Genomic DNA, 14,691 nt, shown 5'->3' on the forward strand with positions numbered 1-14,691 from the left:
CGCAGGTGCGCCTTCCGCTGAGCTTCGAATTCTTTCCGACCAAGACGCCTGAAGGCGCGGTCAAGCTGCGCGCCGTGCGCCAGCAGCTGTATGCGCGCAAGCCCGAGTTCTGCTCGGTTACCTATGGCGCGGGCGGTTCCACGCACCAGGGCACTTTTGGCGCGGTTCAAGAGATATTGGCCGAAGGTGTAGACGCCGCCAGTCATTTCTCGTGCATCGGCGCCACGCGCGCCACGGTGCGCGAGCAGTTGGCCGAACTCAAGGCCATGGGCGTCAAGCGCCTGGTTGCGCTACGCGGCGATCTGCCGAGCGGCTACGGCATTGGCGGCGAGTTTCTGTATGCGAGCGATCTCGTGGCCTTCATTCGTGAAGAAACCGGCCGGGACTTTCACATCGAGGTGGCCTGCTACCCTGAAGTCCACCCGCAGGCGCGGTCGCCCGAAGCCGACCTGCAGGCCTTTGCCGCAAAGGTGAAGGCCGGTGCCGATTCGGCAATCACGCAGTACTTCTTCAGCCCCGAGGCGTACTTTCGATTCGTCGACGACGCTCGCAAGCTGGGGCTCGACATACCGATCGTTCCCGGCGTCATGCCGATCATCAGTTCGACGCAGCTCATGCGTTTCTCCGATGCCTGCGGCGCCGAAATCCCGCGCTGGATTCGCCTGCGGCTGCAGGGCTTCGGCGACGACTCGGCATCCATCAAGGCCTTTGGCCTCGACGTGGTGGCCGACCTCTGCGCGCGGCTGCGCGACGGCGGCGCGCCTGCGCTGCACTTCTACACAATGAACCAGTCAGCGCCGACGCTGGCTGTGCTGGAGCGTCTCGGTTGAGGGGGCGCGCAGAAGCAGGGAGCTCGCTGCGCGGAGCCCTTCGGGTCGCTCTTGTCGCAGCAGCCTGCGCACTGGCCGGCTGTTCCATGCCTTCTGCCACCGACGGTTCGGCAGCGGACGCAAAAGACGCAAGGCTCTCGCCTTTGCCGCGCCAGTTGGCTGTCCCTGCGGGCGCGCCGGCACGCTCCAGCGTGCCTTCGGTCCGCTATGACCTTGCAGCGCCAGGCCCGGGTGAGCTGGGGCCTGACGACGGCGTGCCGGGCGACGGTGGTCCCCGCGAAATCTATGAACGGGGCGGTGCCTCCTGGTATGGCATTCAGTTTCATCAGCGCAAGACCGCTAGCGGCGAACGTTTCGACATGACGGCCATGACGGCGGCCCACAAGACCTTGCCATTCAACACGCGCGTCTGCGTGCGCAGCCTGGTCACCGGCAGCGAAGTGCTGGTGCGCATTACCGACCGTGGCCCCTACGCGCAGGGCCGCATCATCGACCTGAGCCGTGCCGCGGCCGAACGCATCGGCATGATCGGCCTTGGCATCAAGCAGGTGGCACTGACGATCATCGACCGCGACGGTATGCGCTGCGGTGGCGCCGACGTGGAGGCGGCCGAGCAGCCGGTGGCATCTGCACCGGCAGCCCCGCGCCGCAAGGTGAACGTGCCGGCGCGTCGCCGACGCTGAAAACGTCGGGCGAAGAAAAACCGGAAAGAGCTAGCCGCCCGAATCGAGCGAGAAGGCGGCGTGCCGGTCTTGGGCGAGACGCTCGACCAATTGCGGCAGGGCAGCGGCCAGCAGGGGCTTCAGCGTGTAGGGCGGGTTGATCAGGAACATGCCGCTGGCCGGCAGTCCGGGGCGCTGGGTTTCACCCGTTGTCGTGGTGATCAGCTTGCTCGACTTGACCGTGAGCGTGGCGTGCAACCACGACTTGCCGGCCTTGGTTGCCAGCGTCTTGAGCCGCCGCGGCAAATCGTGCGCTTCGGGCCGCGGAATGATCGGGTACCAGACCGCATAAGTGCCGGTGGCAAAGCGCTTGAGCGCCTCGGCTGCGAAGTCGAGCACGCGGCCGTAGTCGCTCTTGATTTCGTAGCTGGGGTCCATGAGCACCAACGCACGGCGCGAAGGTGGCGGGAGGAACTTGGTGGCGCTGCCGAACCCGTCTTCGCGCAATACGGCAATCTGGCGGCCCGCTTCGAGTTGCGCAATGTTGGCGTCCAGGGTGCGCGCGTCGGTGGGATGCAGTTCGAACAGCTTGAGCTTGTCGTGGTCGCGCAGCAGGTGCTGCACGATGAAGGGCGAACCGGGGTAGATGCGCGCGCCGCCCTTGGGATTGAAGTCGTGGATCACGCTGAGATAGCGTGCAATCGCATCGGCCAAGGGCGTTTCAGCTTCGGGCACTACTTTTTTTGTAGCAGACTTTGCAGCCGGGCCTGTTGGCGCCGCAGGAGCTGCTGCCTTCTTGTCCGCAAGCAGGCGCAATATGCCTTCGGCTGCTTCGCCGCTGGTGCCGGCGTAGTCCCCGTCGAGCCGGTAAAGGCCGGCGCCGGCATGGGTGTCGATGACGGTGAGGGCTGCTTCTTTTTCAAGCAGGTGGTCGAGCGTGGCAATCAGCACCGTGTGCTTGAGCACGTCGGCGTGGTTGCCGGCATGGAAGGCGTGGCGGTAACTGAACATAGGGTGACGATGGTAACGTCTCGGGCTCCCCGGCAGGCTTCAATTTGCTTCGATGGCCCGATTCTTCGTATAATCGCAGGCTTCGCAGCGTTTTTGTGGCCCCGCGGCGAAGGCATGCAACCTGTTCCCCAGGGCGCGTGAAACCCACCTAAGAGATTCCCGTCAGAGGAACGCCGACCGTGGAAAAGGGCTCGCCAAACCCTCTTTTCAAGAGAAAAACTCATGACCAAAACGTTCAGCGCAAAGCCCGCTGACGTGACGCACGAGTGGTTTGTGATTGACGCGACCGACAAGGTCCTCGGACGAGTAGCCAGCGAAGTTGCTCTCCGTTTGCGCGGCAAACACAAGGCCATTTATACGCCTCACGTCGATACCGGTGACTTCATCGTCATCATCAACGCAGCCCAGCTGCGCGTCACCGGCGCCAAGTCTATCGACAAGGTGTACTACCGTCACTCGGGCTACCCGGGCGGTATCACGGCGACCAACTTCCGCGACATGCAATCCAAGCACCCGGGCCGCGCCCTGGAAAAGGCTGTCAAGGGCATGCTGCCCAAGGGCCCGCTCGGCTACGCGATGATCAAGAAACTCAAGGTGTACGGTGGCGCTGAGCACCCGCATACCGCCCAACAGCCCAAAGTGCTGGAACTGTAAGGAGCCTTGAGAATGATTGGTGAATGGAACAATGGCACCGGCCGTCGCAAATCGAGCGTCGCCCGTGTGTTTCTGAAAAAGGGCTCGGGCAAGATCACGGTCAACGGCAAGGACATCCAAGAGTTCTTCGGCCGCGAAACCTCGATCATGATCGCGAAGCAACCCCTCGTGCTGACCAACAACCTCGAAGCTTTCGACGTGATGGTCAACGTGAACGGCGGCGGTGAATCGGGCCAGGCCGGCGCAACGCGCCACGGCATCACCCGTGCGCTGATCGACTACGACGCAAGCCTGAAGCCGGTGCTGAGCCAAGCTGGCTTCGTTACCCGCGATGCGCGTGAAGTCGAACGTAAGAAGGTCGGTTTGCACTCTGCACGCCGCCGCAAGCAGTTCAGCAAGCGCTGATCTGTCCACTGCGAAAAAAGCCGCCTTCGGGCGGCTTTTTCTTTGCGGGGCTTGGCGGGGGCGGTTATCGACCCCACTTGTGTTGGGTGCTCGCTGCCGCCGCCCTGCCGAGAATGCCGCATTGCAGTAGCATTGGTTCATTGGCCGCCTGTTCGGCCCTCAAGGAGTTATCCCACATGAGCGTTGTTGCCGAAAACATCCAGACCCAGATGCCAGAACCGATTGTCTTCACCGACAGTGCGGCCGCCAAGGTGGCCGACCTGATCGCCGAAGAAGGCAATCCCGACCTCAAGCTGCGCGTGTTCGTGCAGGGTGGCGGGTGCTCGGGCTTTCAGTACGGCTTCACTTTCGACGAAATCACGAATGAAGACGACACGACAATGACCAAGAACGGCGTGTCGCTGCTGATCGATGCCATGAGCTACCAGTACCTGGTCGGCGCTGAAATCGACTACAAGGAAGACCTGCAGGGCGCCCAGTTCGTGATCAAGAACCCGAACGCCACCAGCACTTGCGGCTGTGGATCAAGCTTCTCGGCCTGATCTTTCAGTCCTGCTGCTGCCGATAAGCCGCCTTCGGGCGGCTTTTTGCTGGGCGCCGATGGCTCTTTGTTGAGCGCCGCTGGCCAGTGCCCGCAAACTCGGTGCGCGATGCTCGCGGGAGCTTTCAGGCCGGGTAAATCGCGCCGAGCACGCGGGGCCCGCGCGCACCTGTCACGCTGGCCAGGTTGCCGACTTCGCGCCGCATGGTGCTGCGAGCCAGCCATGCAAAGGCTGCTGCCTCGACCTGCAGCGGCGGTAACCCGTGCTTGGTGGACGCGGCCACCTCCACCCCGGAAAGCATCGCGCGCAAACGCTCGAGCAGATGGTCGTTCAGAGCCCCTCCGCCGCAAACGATCAAAAGCTTGCTATCGTTTCCATAGCGCAACACATCAGTCGCACAAACGCTGGCAGTGAATTCCGTCAGCGTGGCCTGTACATCGACGGGTGCGAAGCCCGAGGCCGCGCCAAGGCGCGCTGAAAGCCAGGCCGGGTTGAACAGATCGCGGCCCGTGCTCTTGGGCGGGGGCTTTGCAAAGTAAGGTTCGGCCAGCAGCTTTGCGAGCAGCTCAGGCAGCACCCGGCCGCTCGCAGCCCATTGTCCGCCTCGATCGAAGGGCTGGCCGGTATGAAGCTGGCACCAGTAATCCATCAAGGCATTGCCGGGGCCGCAATCGAAACCCAGTACCGCAGGGTCTTCCGCCGCATCGGCGGCCGGCAGCAGGCTCAGATTGGAAATGCCGCCGATGTTCAGTACTGCCACGGGCTCGCCGGCGCGCGCGAACAGCGCACGGTGGAACGCCGGCACCAGCGGGGCTCCCTGGCCGCCTGCGGCGAGGTCGCGGCTGCGAAAGTCCGCAACCACGTCAAGACCCGTGAGTTCGGCGAGCAACGAAGGGTTGTTGATTTGCAGCGTGTAGCCGACGCCGTCGAACTCGGTAGGCCGGTGGCGCACTGTCTGCCCGTGGGCGCCCACGCCTGCAACTTTGTTGGCGGAGGTGCCGCTGTCAGTCAGGAGTTGGCTGACTACGCTGGCATAGATTCGGGCCAGCCCGTTGGCCGCAAGGGCTGCGCGATGAAGCTCGTTATCGCCCGGAGTGTTGAGCGCCATCAACTCGGCACGAAGCGCGTCGGGGAAGGGTGCCGTGGCATAGGCGCGCACCGCGATGCGATCTTCCGAAAAGTCGGCCAGAACGCCATCGACGCCGTCGAGCGACGTGCCGGACATCAAGCCGATGAACAGTTCGGCAGCCATTGCTGGGTGGGCGAGACGAGCGGGGCGCCTGTTGTGCCGCCGCTATCGCCCCTTGGTGCTCAGTCTGCGCTGGCCTGAATGACCGAGAACGCCGCGGCCAACTCGGTGCGTGCACCGACGGCGATGCGTTCGAAGGCCGGGCGCATGGCCGCTGTAATTGGAGCGCCGCCTTCCTGGGCAATGGAGGCCGGGTCCTGGTATTCGCCGTTCACGCGGAACTCGAAGTGCAGGTGGGGGCCGGTGGCCCAGCCGGTGGAGCCCACAGCGCCGATGGTTTGGCCCTGGCTGATGCTTTCGCCGGCCTTGACGTCCACGCGGCTCAGGTGGGCGTAGGCGGTCTGCTGGTTGTTGCGGTGCTTGACGATGACGATGTTGCCGTAGCCGCTTTGCGTGCCGGCGAAATCGACCGTGCCGTCGCCGACGCTGCGCACCGCAGTACCCGTGGGGGCCGCAAAGTCGATGCCGTTGTGCTGGCGCCAGCTGTTGAGAATTGGGTGCATGCGCATCGCAAAACCGCTGGAAACGCGCGAAAACTCGACCGGCGAGCTCAGGTACGCCTTGCGAAGGCTGTCGCCGTTGGGGCGGTAGTAGCTGCCCTTTTGGCCTGGGGGCTGGAACCACACGGCCTGGTGCACCTTGCCGCCGCTCTCGAACTCGGCCGAGAGCACGCGGCCGCTGCGCAGAGCCTGGCCGTCGGCTTCGAAAGTTTCGTAGACCACGGCAAAGCGGTCGCCCTTGCGAAGCGCGCGCACGTCGACGTCGCCCGCGAAGATGTCGGCCAGCTGGCTGGCGACCGAGTCGGGAACGCGGGAGTCGTCAGTGGCTGCGAACAGCGACGTGCGGATGGTGCCGCTGGCCAGGCGCGTGCCGGGCGTCAGGGTGTCGCGTTCGGTGAGTGCAACGAAGCCGACAGCGGTGCGCTCGATGACAAAGCGCTTGAAGCCGCCGTCGCCGTCGGGGATCCAGCGGGCGCTCAGCTTCTTGAGCTGGTTTTCCTGGGTGGCTTCGGCCGTGATAGTGCGGCCCGCGCGCGCGAACAGCGCATTGCGGGCTTCGCCGCTCGCGCGCACGAAGGCGGTGGCGGCGGGGTCGGAAATACCCAGGCGCTTCAGCAGGGCTTCGGCCGTGTCGCTGGAGCGCGTGATGTCGGTGCGAAACAGCGTGAAGCTGAAGTTCTCGAGCGATTGGCTCTGTTCTGCAAAGGACAGGGGCGCGGTCGCTTCAAGCACCTGTTGGACCGGGAGGTCGGACGCGTCGGGGCCCAGGGAGGCCACCGCCAGGGTTCCGGCGCTCAGCAAGGCAGCCGCGATAGCCGCGGTGATCTGCTTGGGATAGGTCCGGAATGTATAGGCCACGCGAGAAGCAAGGAGCTCCTCGGCGGCGAGAATGCCGTTGATCAAACTTTGAATTCCAGCTCAGGTTCTGCAAATCCGTGCTGCAAAGCCCAGAACGGAGCGGGCGGCAGGACGGTGCGGAAAAAGCGCCGCTTAGAATCCGGCGCTTGAAAAGTCGGGCTGAGTATAGCTTCGGCAACCTGAAAATCAGCCAAAAAGCCTATGAACGCCGAATCTGTTACATCCAATGGCCTGTCCGACGATGTAAGACGAGCGCTTGAAATATCCCTCCGGGGCGCCGACGAGCTACTGCCGCAGGACGAATGGGTGCGCAAACTGCAGCGTTCGGAGGCAAGCGGAAAGCCGCTGCGCATCAAGCTGGGGCTCGACCCGACAGCCCCCGATATCCACATCGGCCATACGGTTGTCCTCAACAAGATGCGCCAGCTCCAAGACCTGGGACATCGGGTCATTTTCCTGATTGGTGACTTCACGACCACCATCGGCGACCCCTCGGGCCGCAACAGCACCCGGCCGCCCCTCACCCGGGAGCAGATCGAGGCCAACGCCCAGACCTACTACCGGCAGGCCAGCTTGGTGCTGGACCCCGAGAAGACCGAGATTCGCTACAACTCCGAGTGGAGCGACCCGCTGGGCGCGCGCGGCATGATCCAGCTGGCCGCCAAGTACACCGTCGCCCGCATGATGGAGCGCGACGATTTCAACAAGCGCTTCAAGGCCGGCCAGTCGATCTCGGTGCACGAGTTCCTCTACCCGCTGATGCAGGGCTACGACTCCGTGGCGCTGGAAAGCGATCTGGAGCTGGGCGGCACCGACCAGAAGTTCAACCTGCTCGTCGGGCGGCATCTTCAGCAGGAATACGGCCAGGAGCCGCAGTGCATACTCACTATGCCCTTGCTGGAAGGGCTCGATGGCGTCGAGAAGATGTCCAAGAGCAAGAACAACTACATCGGTATCAGCGAAGACGCCAACACCATGTTTGCCAAGGTGCTGTCGATCTCCGATGACCTGATGTGGCGCTGGTACACCCTGCTGAGCTTCCAGTCGCTGGAGCAGATCGACGCGCTCAAGGCTGAAATTGCGGCCGGCCGCAATCCAAAGGATGCAAAGGTTGCGCTGGCCAAGGAAATCACCGCGCGTTTCCACAGCGCAGCAGCGGCAGAGACTGCGGAGCAGGATTTCATCAACCGCAGCAAGGGCGGCGTGCCCGACGAAATACCCGAGGTGTCGCTCGGCGGCGCACCGCTGGGGATCGCCCAATTGCTCAAGCAAGCCGGGCTGGCACCTTCGACCTCCGAGGGCAACCGGTTGATCGACGGCGGTGGCGTGCGGGTCGATTCAGTCGTGATCAACGACAAGGCCTTGAAGCTGCCCGTGGGCAGCTACGTGGTGCAGGTCGGCAAACGCAAGTTTGCGCGTGTAACCCTCAGCTGACTGCGAGGGAGGGCGGTGGCGGCATCGGCCACCACCAACCGCATTTACCTGACTTCGATGGTGACGCGCCGGTTGCGCGGTTCGTCTACTTCGTCGGCCGTGGATACGGCGAGTTCACGTTCGCCTCGGCCCACGGCTTCGATGCGCTTTGCCGGAAATTGCCGGTCCACGAAGAGCTGCACCACTTCCTGAGCACGGCGCTTCGAAAGCATGTCGTTCTGCTCGAGAGGGCCCTTGGTGTCGGTGTGTCCGGTCACCACGATGTCGCTGCCGCTGCGGGTTTGCGCCGCAATGAGCGCTTCGTTCATGACCTGCTGCGACGCGGGTGTGAGCGTGGTGCCGCCAGCATCGAAAAACACGGTGTAGCGCTGCGGCGGGGGCGGGCGCATGTCGAACAGCACCTTGTTCTCGGCCTGGATCTTGGCGGGCTCCGCCTTGTCGACCACCGGCGCGCCAGACGCGCCTACGGCCGCGGTTGCACGCTGATAGGGTGTGGAAAGCGTTTCTTCACCGTCTTTGGCGCGAACCACTACCGCTGAAGGCTTGCCATCCGCCTGGGGCAGCAAGACCACACGGGTGCCTGGGGTGGTGCAGGCGGCAAGCAGCGTTGTAACCAGGGCGGCAAAGACGATGGAAGAGGCCTGGGGGCGCAGTTTCATGATCATGGTTGGCCGTCGGTCTGCACGATGAAGTCTGTTCCGCGGATTCCGATGGTGGCCGTTTGCGTTTCCACGCGAATCGCGTCGGGATTGGTCTTGCCGATAAGGCCGGTGATCATGCGCATGGAGCCGCGCAACAGCGATACGAGCACGCCGCCTTCATGCGTAGTGGCGTTGAAGTGAAATTCCTTCAGGTCCAGCCGCGACGAAGGTCCGACCACGAGCGTTGTGTCGTCGCGCAAGACCACGGCGGCGGAAGAATCGGGGCCCGTCACGATGCGGTCCACCGCGCTGAGCGCATCGCCCGGCTTGGCGTCACGCGGCGCTCCTGCGGCACTGAGCAGCTGCACGCTGCCGCGCACCGATTTCATGAAACCCGCCTGCGGCTCTGCGACCGGTGCAACTGCGGGCGCTGTAGAAGTAGTTGCTTGTGCGTGGGCCAACGCCACTGCGCCCCAAAAGGCAAAGCCTCCCAAGGCGGTCAGGATTTTTTTCATCATCACTCTCTGCGAATGTCTCGCGGTGACACAAATATTAAATTGAACCTGTTACAAGCGGAGCCCTCACTTGATAACTCGGCTACAAGGATGCGGCCTTTTACCGCATTTCCGTCGTTTTTATTGACTGTCGCTTCTCACCGCGCATGACTCTCACGCCCAAGACGCTGCTTCGCGTTTCCGTTGCCGTTGCTCTCGTCACGATCCTGCTCAAGGGAGCGGCCGGCTATGTCACGAACTCGATGGGGCTGATTTCAGATGCCATGGAGTCCTTCGTCAATCTTGCCAGCGCAATGTTCGCGCTGGCGATGGTGACCGTGGCGGCCCGGCCGGCCGACGAGGACCATCCCTACGGCCACCACAAGGCCGAATACTTTTCGTCGGGCTTCGAAGGCATTCTCATCGTCGCAGCCGCAGGCGCCATTCTGTGGGTTTCGGTGCAACGGCTGCTTGCGCCTCAACCGCTCGAGCAGCTCGGCTGGGGGCTGGGGCTTTCGGTAATCAGCTCGGGCTTCAATGCGGCTCTGGCCTTTGCGCTTTTTCGTGCGGCGCGTACGCACCGGTCTATTGCCCTGGAGGCCGATGCGCGGCATCTGGTGACCGACGTCTGGACATCGGCGGCGGTGCTTGTGGGAATCGTGGCCGTGCATTTCAGCGGATGGCTCTGGCTCGATCCGCTGCTGGCAATTGGCGTGGCACTCAATATCGTGCGGGAAGGCGTGAAGCTCGTGTGGCGCTCTTCGCAAGGGCTGATGGATGAAGCCTTGGAGCCGGAGACCATTGCCACGCTGCGCACCACACTCGACCAGTTTGCCGCGCGCCGGCCCGAGGGCGGGCGGCTGCGCTTCGACGACATGGTCACGCGGCGCGCCGGCCAGCGCCGGTTTGCCGACCTGCACATGCATGTACCAGGAGAGTGGACACTGCAGCGCGCGGCCGCCATGCGCGATGAACTCGAGCAGGCACTGATGGATGCCGTGCCCGGCCTGCGCGTGACCATCCAGCTGCTGCCGCTCGGCATGGAAGCACGCGCTACGCAAATGGAGGAAGAGGCATGAAAGCCGTGATTCAACGTGTGGCCAGCGCGCGTGTCGATATTGCCGGGCGCACTGTCGGCGCCATCGATGCGGGCTTGCTCGTGCTGCTTTGTGCAGAGCGCGAAGATGTGGATGCGCTGGCCGACCGCATGCTTGCGAAGATATTGAAGCTGCGCATCTTTTCAGACGATGCGGGCAAGATGAACCGCAGCCTGCAGGACATCGGCGGCGGCCTGCTGGTGGTGAGCCAGTTCACGCTTGCGGCCGACGTGAGTGGCGGCAACCGTCCCAGCTTCACGCAGGCGGCGGCGCCTGACGAGGGGCGTCGGCTCTACGAATATTTTGTGATGCAGGCCCGCGCTGCGCACCCTGTGGTTGCAACGGGCGAATTCGGCGCCGACATGCAGGTGCACCTGGTCAATGATGGGCCAGTCACCATTCCGTTGCAGATGGCGGCGTAACGCGCCGCCTTCACCTTCACAGGCGTTCGAGCACGGCTTCCCAGAGCACCTTCGGTTGCTCGTAGCGCTGCACCGTGCGTTCCTCCAGGTGCAGCATGCGCCAGCCGTCGGCAAAAAGCCGCTGCACCGCGGCGCGGTCGAAAAAGCGCTTGGGCATGCCGTCCACCATGTAGAAGGAGTCTTCGCCCTCGGGCGCCGGACCATTGGCGCCGTGATGAAAGTCGTTCACCGAATTCAACCGGCACAGCAGCACGCCGCCCGGGCGAAGCACCCGATGAATCCGCCGCGCCAAAGCCAGCGTTTCGTCCCAGGCAAAGTAGTGCAGCGAAAGGCTCGCGAGAACCACGCCGCCGCTTCCGTCGGCCACTGGAAAGGGCTCGCGGAAATCGCGGCAGTGAAACTCCCCGCCATGCGGCACGCGCGTTCGTGCTGCCGCCACCGACTCGGCCGACAGTTCAATGCCCACCACGCGCAGCCCCGCGTTCACCAACACTGCGCTGTCGCGGCCGGTGCCGCAGCCTAGCTCCAGCACCGGGGCTGTTCCTGCGTGCTCGGCGATCAGGCCAAGCCAACGGTCCAGCCACGGATCGGTGCTCGCTCCGGGTGCCGGCATGCTAGCGGCCGTATGGATTGCGAATGCCCAGGCCCGCGAGGATTTCGATCTCTCGCGCTTCCATTTCCTCGGCATCCGCCTCGCTGGTTTCGTGGTCCCAGCCCTGCGCATGCAGCGTGCCATGAACCAGCAGGTGCGCGTAGTGCGCGGCCAGGGTCTTGCGCTCTTCCTTGGCTTCGCTCGCGACCACCGGCGCGCACAGTACAAGGTCCGCCATGACTACCGGGCTTTGCGCATAGTCGAAAGTCAGCACGTTGGTCGCGTAGTCCTTGCCGCGGAATTCGCGGTTCAGGCGCTGGCCTTCCTCTGCGTCGACGATGCGCACCGTGATCTCGCCATCCACGTCCAGCGCATGGCGGATCCAGCGGGCCACGCTGTGCCGCGGCAAGGCGGCCCGGTGCCGCTCGATACCCTTGAAGCCCGGTGCGAACTGCAGCGAAAGCGAAAGCTGAGCCAACGCCATGTCAATGCGACCCCGCGCGCTTGCGCTGGCCATCGTAGGCATCGACGATCTTGGCGACCAGCGGGTGCCGCACCACGTCCGAACTGGTGAAGTGCGTGATTGCGATGCCGCTCACACGCCGCAGCACCCGCTCGGCGTCGATCAGCCCGCTCAGCTGCTGCTTGGGCAGGTCGATCTGGCTCACGTCGCCCGTTACCACCGCCTTGGCGCCGAAGCCGATGCGTGTGAGAAACATCTTCATCTGCTCGACCGTGGTGTTCTGCGCCTCGTCCAGGATGACGAAGGCGTTGTTCAGCGTGCGTCCGCGCATGAAGGCCAGCGGCGCAATCTCGAGCGCATTGCGTTCGAAAGCCTTTTGTACCTTTTCATAGCCCATCAGGTCGTAGAGCGCGTCGTACAGCGGGCGCAGGTACGGATCGACCTTCTGCGTCAGATCGCCCGGCAAGAAGCCGAGCCGCTCCCCGGCTTCCACGGCCGGGCGCGTGAGCACGATGCGCTGCACAGCCGCGCGCTCCAGCGCATCGACTGCGCAGGCCACCGCCAGGTAGGTCTTGCCGGTGCCGGCGGGGCCGATGCCGAAGGTGATGTCGTGCTTGGCAATGTTGTCGAGATACAGCGCCTGGGTGGGCGTGCGTGCGCGCAGGTCGGCGCGGCGCGTGACGAGCATGGCCGCATCCTCGTCGCCGTCGATCATGGAGCCGTCACCCGCGAGCGTGAGCTGCACCACGGCCGGGTCGATCGGGCGCTGGGCAATTTCGTACAGTGCCTGCAGCACGTCCATTGCCCGTTGCGCGGAAGCCTTGGGGCCGTCGACCTTGAACTGCTCGTGGCGGTGCGCGATTTTCACGCCCAAGGCCTCTTCGATGCGGCGCAGGTGCGCGTCCAGCGGTCCGCACAGGTGGCCGAGCCGCGAGTTGTTGGGGGGAGCAAAGGTGTGTCGCAGAATCACGCCGGACATTTCAAGGAAAAAGGGCACCCATGATAGGCAAACTCACCGGCATCCTGGCCGAGCGCAACCCACCGCAGGTGGTGGTGGACTGCAACGGCGTCGGTTACGAGGTCGACGTGCCGATGAGCACGTTCTACAACCTGCCCGGCACCGGAGAGCGCGTTTCGCTGCTCACGCACTTCGTGGTGCGCGAGGACGCGCAGATTCTCTACGGTTTCGGCACTGCCGAGGAGCGTGCGGCTTTTCGGCAACTCATCAAGATCACCGGCGTGGGGCCGCGCACGGCGCTTGGCCTGCTTTCGGGCATGAGCGTGGGCGAGCTGTCGCAGGCCATCACCACGCAGGAACTCGGCCGGCTGGTAAAGATTCCGGGCATTGGCAAGAAAACCGCCGAGCGCCTGCTGCTGGAGCTCAAGGGCAAACTGGGCGCCGACATCGGCCTGCCCGCGCATGCGGCCTCGGATGCGCAGGCCGACATCCTGCAGGCGCTCATCGCGCTCGGCTACAGCGACAAGGAAGCCGCGCTGGCGCTCAAGGCACTGCCCAAGGATGCAACGGTGAGCGACGGCATCAAGCTCGCGCTGAAGGCGCTGGCCAAGTAGGAAGCAGGCACGGGAGCCGGCGATGCCCAACTGCGATTTTTACGCGACGAAGGAAGACCACGAGGGCCTGCTCACGTGGCTCTTCGCGGAAGAGAGCTGCGACGTGTATGAACTTGCGTCCGACTTCGGGCAGCCGCTGAAGTGCTTTCGCTCGGCGGCGGAGGTGCTGGCGCAATTCGGGCGCAGCTACGCCAATGGCAACAAGTGGCGCTCCGTGCATCTGCAGCTGTATGTGCGCGGCGCGGGGCCCGCCTTCGAACCCCGCCGCGTGGAGCTGGACCCGGCAGCTTGCGGCGGCGCCACCTTTCGCTACAACGCGGACGGATGGGGCCTGGTGCAGCTTTATTTGGGCACGCTGCCCGAAGGCGACACGCGGCTCGAGGACTCACACACCAACCACAACACCCTGAAGCGTGCACAGACCTGGTCGGGTACCGTGCCCGAACTGGGTGATGTCGATGCCTGGGCCTTCAGCAAGATCACCTCGTTCTCTTCGCGCCTGAATCGCGAAATCCGAAAACGCGGTGTCGCGAAAGCGGGCAGTCGCGTCGTGTTGCCGGGCGCGCTGAAGCTGTGGGACACCGGCGTGGCGTTGGGGCCTTACAAGCCCGGCGAGCACACGCTCCAGCGTGCGGAAACATAGCGCCCGCGGCGGCACTCAGGGATAGATCTTCTCGCCCTTGGCCAGCATTTCGACGAACTGCGCAATACGCCGCGCCCGGGTTTCGGGCTTCTTCGCCCCCTGCGTGCGGAACAGCACCGAATAGCGGTTGCGCGAATCGAGCTTGGCAAAGAAGGCCGCGGCCTTGGGGTTCGCGTCGAACGCGGCCTGCAGATCGGGTGGCACGGTGGCGACGCTCTGGGCGTCGTAGGCTGCATCCCAGCGGCCGTCGGCTCGGGCGCGATCGACCTCCGCCAGGCCGGCAGGCTGCATGCGGCCCTCCTCGATCAGCTTCAGTGCCTTGTCGCGGTTGATTTTCGACCAGGTGCTGCGCGGTGTGCGCGGGGTGAAGCGCTGCAGAAAGTGCGTGTCGTCTTCCGCCTTGCGCTGCCCATCGATCCAGCCATAGCACAGCGCAACTTCGAGTGCCTCGGCGTGGGTGACCGATGCAATGCCGCTGCCCTTTCTGGCCATTCGCAGCCACACGCCGGAGGCGGCGGCATGGTGGCGCTTGAGCCACCGCTCCCATGACGCGGCGGTGGTGCATTCGACAGGCGTGTCATGCGGAACACGCTCGGCCATTGCCGTTTTTGTTGCGCTCGCG

The 14,691-nt window shown here is 64.2% G+C and carries 19 protein-coding genes; 10 read left to right on the top strand and 9 right to left on the bottom strand.

Annotated features, from left to right (window positions below):
• Positions 1 to 5 precede the first annotated feature (5 nt).
• Positions 6 to 830 (top strand): methylenetetrahydrofolate reductase [NAD(P)H], encoded by an 825-nt coding sequence (metF, locus tag J2X67_RS05535; RefSeq protein ID WP_309951248.1) that lies wholly within the window; start codon positions 6 to 8, stop codon positions 828 to 830.
• Between the two features lie 86 nt (positions 831 to 916).
• The gene (locus tag J2X67_RS05540; protein WP_309951250.1) at positions 917 to 1,513 is read left to right on the top strand and encodes a septal ring lytic transglycosylase RlpA family protein; all 597 of its coding nucleotides are present in this window, start codon (positions 917 to 919) and stop codon (positions 1,511 to 1,513) included.
• A gap of 30 nt (positions 1,514 to 1,543) precedes the next feature.
• Here J2X67_RS05540 and J2X67_RS05545 read toward each other — a convergent pair whose 3' ends face one another.
• Complete coding sequence (locus J2X67_RS05545) at positions 1,544 to 2,503, bottom strand: 23S rRNA (adenine(2030)-N(6))-methyltransferase RlmJ (protein WP_309951251.1); 960 nt, start codon at positions 2,501 to 2,503, stop codon at positions 1,544 to 1,546.
• Positions 2,504 to 2,725: 222 nt separating this feature from the next.
• Between J2X67_RS05545 and rplM the strand changes: the two genes are divergently transcribed.
• The 3 genes from rplM (at position 2,726) to erpA (ending at position 4,104) form a co-directional block, all read left to right on the top strand.
• Positions 2,726 to 3,157, top strand: a complete 432-nt coding sequence (gene rplM / locus J2X67_RS05550; RefSeq protein WP_028259766.1) for a 50S ribosomal protein L13 — start codon at positions 2,726 to 2,728, stop codon at positions 3,155 to 3,157.
• Between the two features lie 12 nt (positions 3,158 to 3,169).
• On the top strand, positions 3,170 to 3,562 hold the full coding sequence (gene rpsI / locus J2X67_RS05555) for a 30S ribosomal protein S9 (RefSeq protein ID WP_126749434.1): 393 nt from the start codon (positions 3,170 to 3,172) through the stop codon (positions 3,560 to 3,562).
• Between the two features lie 176 nt (positions 3,563 to 3,738).
• The gene (gene erpA / locus J2X67_RS05560) at positions 3,739 to 4,104 is read left to right on the top strand and encodes an iron-sulfur cluster insertion protein ErpA (protein ID WP_126749433.1); all 366 of its coding nucleotides are present in this window, start codon (positions 3,739 to 3,741) and stop codon (positions 4,102 to 4,104) included.
• Between the two features lie 124 nt (positions 4,105 to 4,228).
• Here erpA and J2X67_RS05565 read toward each other — a convergent pair whose 3' ends face one another.
• The gene (locus J2X67_RS05565) at positions 4,229 to 5,356 is read right to left on the bottom strand and encodes an anhydro-N-acetylmuramic acid kinase (RefSeq protein ID WP_309951253.1); all 1,128 of its coding nucleotides are present in this window, start codon (positions 5,354 to 5,356) and stop codon (positions 4,229 to 4,231) included.
• 59 nt (positions 5,357 to 5,415) lie between these two features.
• Positions 5,416 to 6,756, bottom strand: coding sequence for a peptidoglycan DD-metalloendopeptidase family protein (locus J2X67_RS05570; protein ID WP_309951255.1), 1,341 nt, complete (start codon positions 6,754 to 6,756; stop codon positions 5,416 to 5,418).
• Between the two features lie 156 nt (positions 6,757 to 6,912).
• On the opposite strand from J2X67_RS05570, the gene tyrS reads away from it, so the two are divergent.
• Entirely contained in the window at positions 6,913 to 8,145 is a 1,233-nt protein-coding gene (tyrS, locus tag J2X67_RS05575; protein WP_309951257.1) for a tyrosine--tRNA ligase, read from the top strand.
• Between the two features lie 44 nt (positions 8,146 to 8,189).
• On the opposite strand, the gene J2X67_RS05580 is transcribed toward tyrS, so the two are convergent.
• Positions 8,190 to 8,804 (bottom strand): OmpA family protein, encoded by a 615-nt coding sequence (locus J2X67_RS05580; protein WP_309951259.1) that lies wholly within the window; start codon positions 8,802 to 8,804, stop codon positions 8,190 to 8,192.
• A gap of 2 nt (positions 8,805 to 8,806) precedes the next feature.
• Complete coding sequence (locus J2X67_RS05585; protein WP_309951261.1) at positions 8,807 to 9,175, bottom strand: FecR domain-containing protein; 369 nt, start codon at positions 9,173 to 9,175, stop codon at positions 8,807 to 8,809.
• Positions 9,176 to 9,447: 272 nt separating this feature from the next.
• Here J2X67_RS05585 and J2X67_RS05590 point away from each other — a divergent pair, with 272 nt between their 5' ends.
• Positions 9,448 to 10,359 (top strand): cation diffusion facilitator family transporter, encoded by a 912-nt coding sequence (locus J2X67_RS05590; protein WP_309951263.1) that lies wholly within the window; start codon positions 9,448 to 9,450, stop codon positions 10,357 to 10,359.
• A complete protein-coding gene (gene dtd / locus J2X67_RS05595) occupies positions 10,356 to 10,799 on the top strand; it encodes a D-aminoacyl-tRNA deacylase (protein ID WP_309951265.1) in 444 nt (147 codons plus the stop codon). Before J2X67_RS05590 ends, dtd begins: the two co-directional genes overlap by 4 nt.
• A gap of 16 nt (positions 10,800 to 10,815) precedes the next feature.
• Here the strand turns inward: dtd and J2X67_RS05600 are convergent, their stop codons facing one another.
• From J2X67_RS05600 to J2X67_RS05610, 3 genes are read right to left on the bottom strand one after another with little or no spacing between them, the layout of a single operon-like run.
• Positions 10,816 to 11,412 (bottom strand): class I SAM-dependent methyltransferase, encoded by a 597-nt coding sequence (locus J2X67_RS05600; protein ID WP_309951267.1) that lies wholly within the window; start codon positions 11,410 to 11,412, stop codon positions 10,816 to 10,818.
• Position 11,413: 1 nt separating this feature from the next.
• Positions 11,414 to 11,875, bottom strand: coding sequence for an rRNA maturation RNase YbeY (gene ybeY, locus J2X67_RS05605; RefSeq protein WP_309951269.1), 462 nt, complete (start codon positions 11,873 to 11,875; stop codon positions 11,414 to 11,416).
• A gap of 1 nt (position 11,876) precedes the next feature.
• Positions 11,877 to 12,833, bottom strand: a complete 957-nt coding sequence (locus J2X67_RS05610; RefSeq protein WP_309951271.1) for a PhoH family protein — start codon at positions 12,831 to 12,833, stop codon at positions 11,877 to 11,879.
• Positions 12,834 to 12,853: 20 nt separating this feature from the next.
• On the opposite strand from J2X67_RS05610, the gene ruvA reads away from it, so the two are divergent.
• Together ruvA and J2X67_RS05620 are read left to right on the top strand one after the other, a co-directional pair.
• The gene (gene ruvA / locus J2X67_RS05615; protein WP_198786636.1) at positions 12,854 to 13,426 is read left to right on the top strand and encodes a Holliday junction branch migration protein RuvA; all 573 of its coding nucleotides are present in this window, start codon (positions 12,854 to 12,856) and stop codon (positions 13,424 to 13,426) included.
• 22 nt (positions 13,427 to 13,448) lie between these two features.
• A complete protein-coding gene (locus J2X67_RS05620; protein WP_309951274.1) occupies positions 13,449 to 14,069 on the top strand; it encodes a hypothetical protein in 621 nt (206 codons plus the stop codon).
• Positions 14,070 to 14,084: 15 nt separating this feature from the next.
• On the opposite strand, the gene J2X67_RS05625 is transcribed toward J2X67_RS05620, so the two are convergent.
• Positions 14,085 to 14,669, bottom strand: coding sequence for a YdeI/OmpD-associated family protein (locus tag J2X67_RS05625; RefSeq protein ID WP_309951276.1), 585 nt, complete (start codon positions 14,667 to 14,669; stop codon positions 14,085 to 14,087).
• Between the last annotated feature and the right edge of the window lie 22 nt (positions 14,670 to 14,691).

This window comes from Variovorax sp. 3319 (genome assembly GCF_031456585.1).
GTDB classification, from domain to species: Bacteria; Pseudomonadota; Gammaproteobacteria; order Burkholderiales; family Burkholderiaceae_C; genus Variovorax; species Variovorax paradoxus_P.

Coding starts and splice junctions, on each gene's coding strand:
- rplM (WP_028259766.1), top strand. CDS start 2,726: ATGACCAAAACGTTCAGCGCAAAGCCCGCTGACGTGACGCACGAGTGG.
- J2X67_RS05545 (WP_309951251.1), bottom strand. CDS start 2,503: ATGTTCAGTTACCGCCACGCCTTCCATGCCGGCAACCACGCCGACGTG.
- J2X67_RS05565 (WP_309951253.1), bottom strand. CDS start 5,356: ATGGCTGCCGAACTGTTCATCGGCTTGATGTCCGGCACGTCGCTCGAC.
- rpsI (WP_126749434.1), top strand. CDS start 3,170: ATGATTGGTGAATGGAACAATGGCACCGGCCGTCGCAAATCGAGCGTC.
- erpA (WP_126749433.1), top strand. CDS start 3,739: ATGAGCGTTGTTGCCGAAAACATCCAGACCCAGATGCCAGAACCGATT.
- J2X67_RS05620 (WP_309951274.1), top strand. CDS start 13,449: ATGCCCAACTGCGATTTTTACGCGACGAAGGAAGACCACGAGGGCCTG.
- J2X67_RS05590 (WP_309951263.1), top strand. CDS start 9,448: ATGACTCTCACGCCCAAGACGCTGCTTCGCGTTTCCGTTGCCGTTGCT.
- J2X67_RS05610 (WP_309951271.1), bottom strand. CDS start 12,833: ATGTCCGGCGTGATTCTGCGACACACCTTTGCTCCCCCCAACAACTCG.
- ybeY (WP_309951269.1), bottom strand. CDS start 11,875: ATGGCGTTGGCTCAGCTTTCGCTTTCGCTGCAGTTCGCACCGGGCTTC.
- dtd (WP_309951265.1), top strand. CDS start 10,356: ATGAAAGCCGTGATTCAACGTGTGGCCAGCGCGCGTGTCGATATTGCC.
- J2X67_RS05600 (WP_309951267.1), bottom strand. CDS start 11,412: ATGCCGGCACCCGGAGCGAGCACCGATCCGTGGCTGGACCGTTGGCTT.
- J2X67_RS05540 (WP_309951250.1), top strand. CDS start 917: ATGCCTTCTGCCACCGACGGTTCGGCAGCGGACGCAAAAGACGCAAGG.
- ruvA (WP_198786636.1), top strand. CDS start 12,854: ATGATAGGCAAACTCACCGGCATCCTGGCCGAGCGCAACCCACCGCAG.
- tyrS (WP_309951257.1), top strand. CDS start 6,913: ATGAACGCCGAATCTGTTACATCCAATGGCCTGTCCGACGATGTAAGA.
- J2X67_RS05625 (WP_309951276.1), bottom strand. CDS start 14,669: ATGGCCGAGCGTGTTCCGCATGACACGCCTGTCGAATGCACCACCGCC.
- J2X67_RS05580 (WP_309951259.1), bottom strand. CDS start 8,804: ATGAAACTGCGCCCCCAGGCCTCTTCCATCGTCTTTGCCGCCCTGGTT.
- J2X67_RS05585 (WP_309951261.1), bottom strand. CDS start 9,175: ATGAAATCGGTGCGCGGCAGCGTGCAGCTGCTCAGTGCCGCAGGAGCG.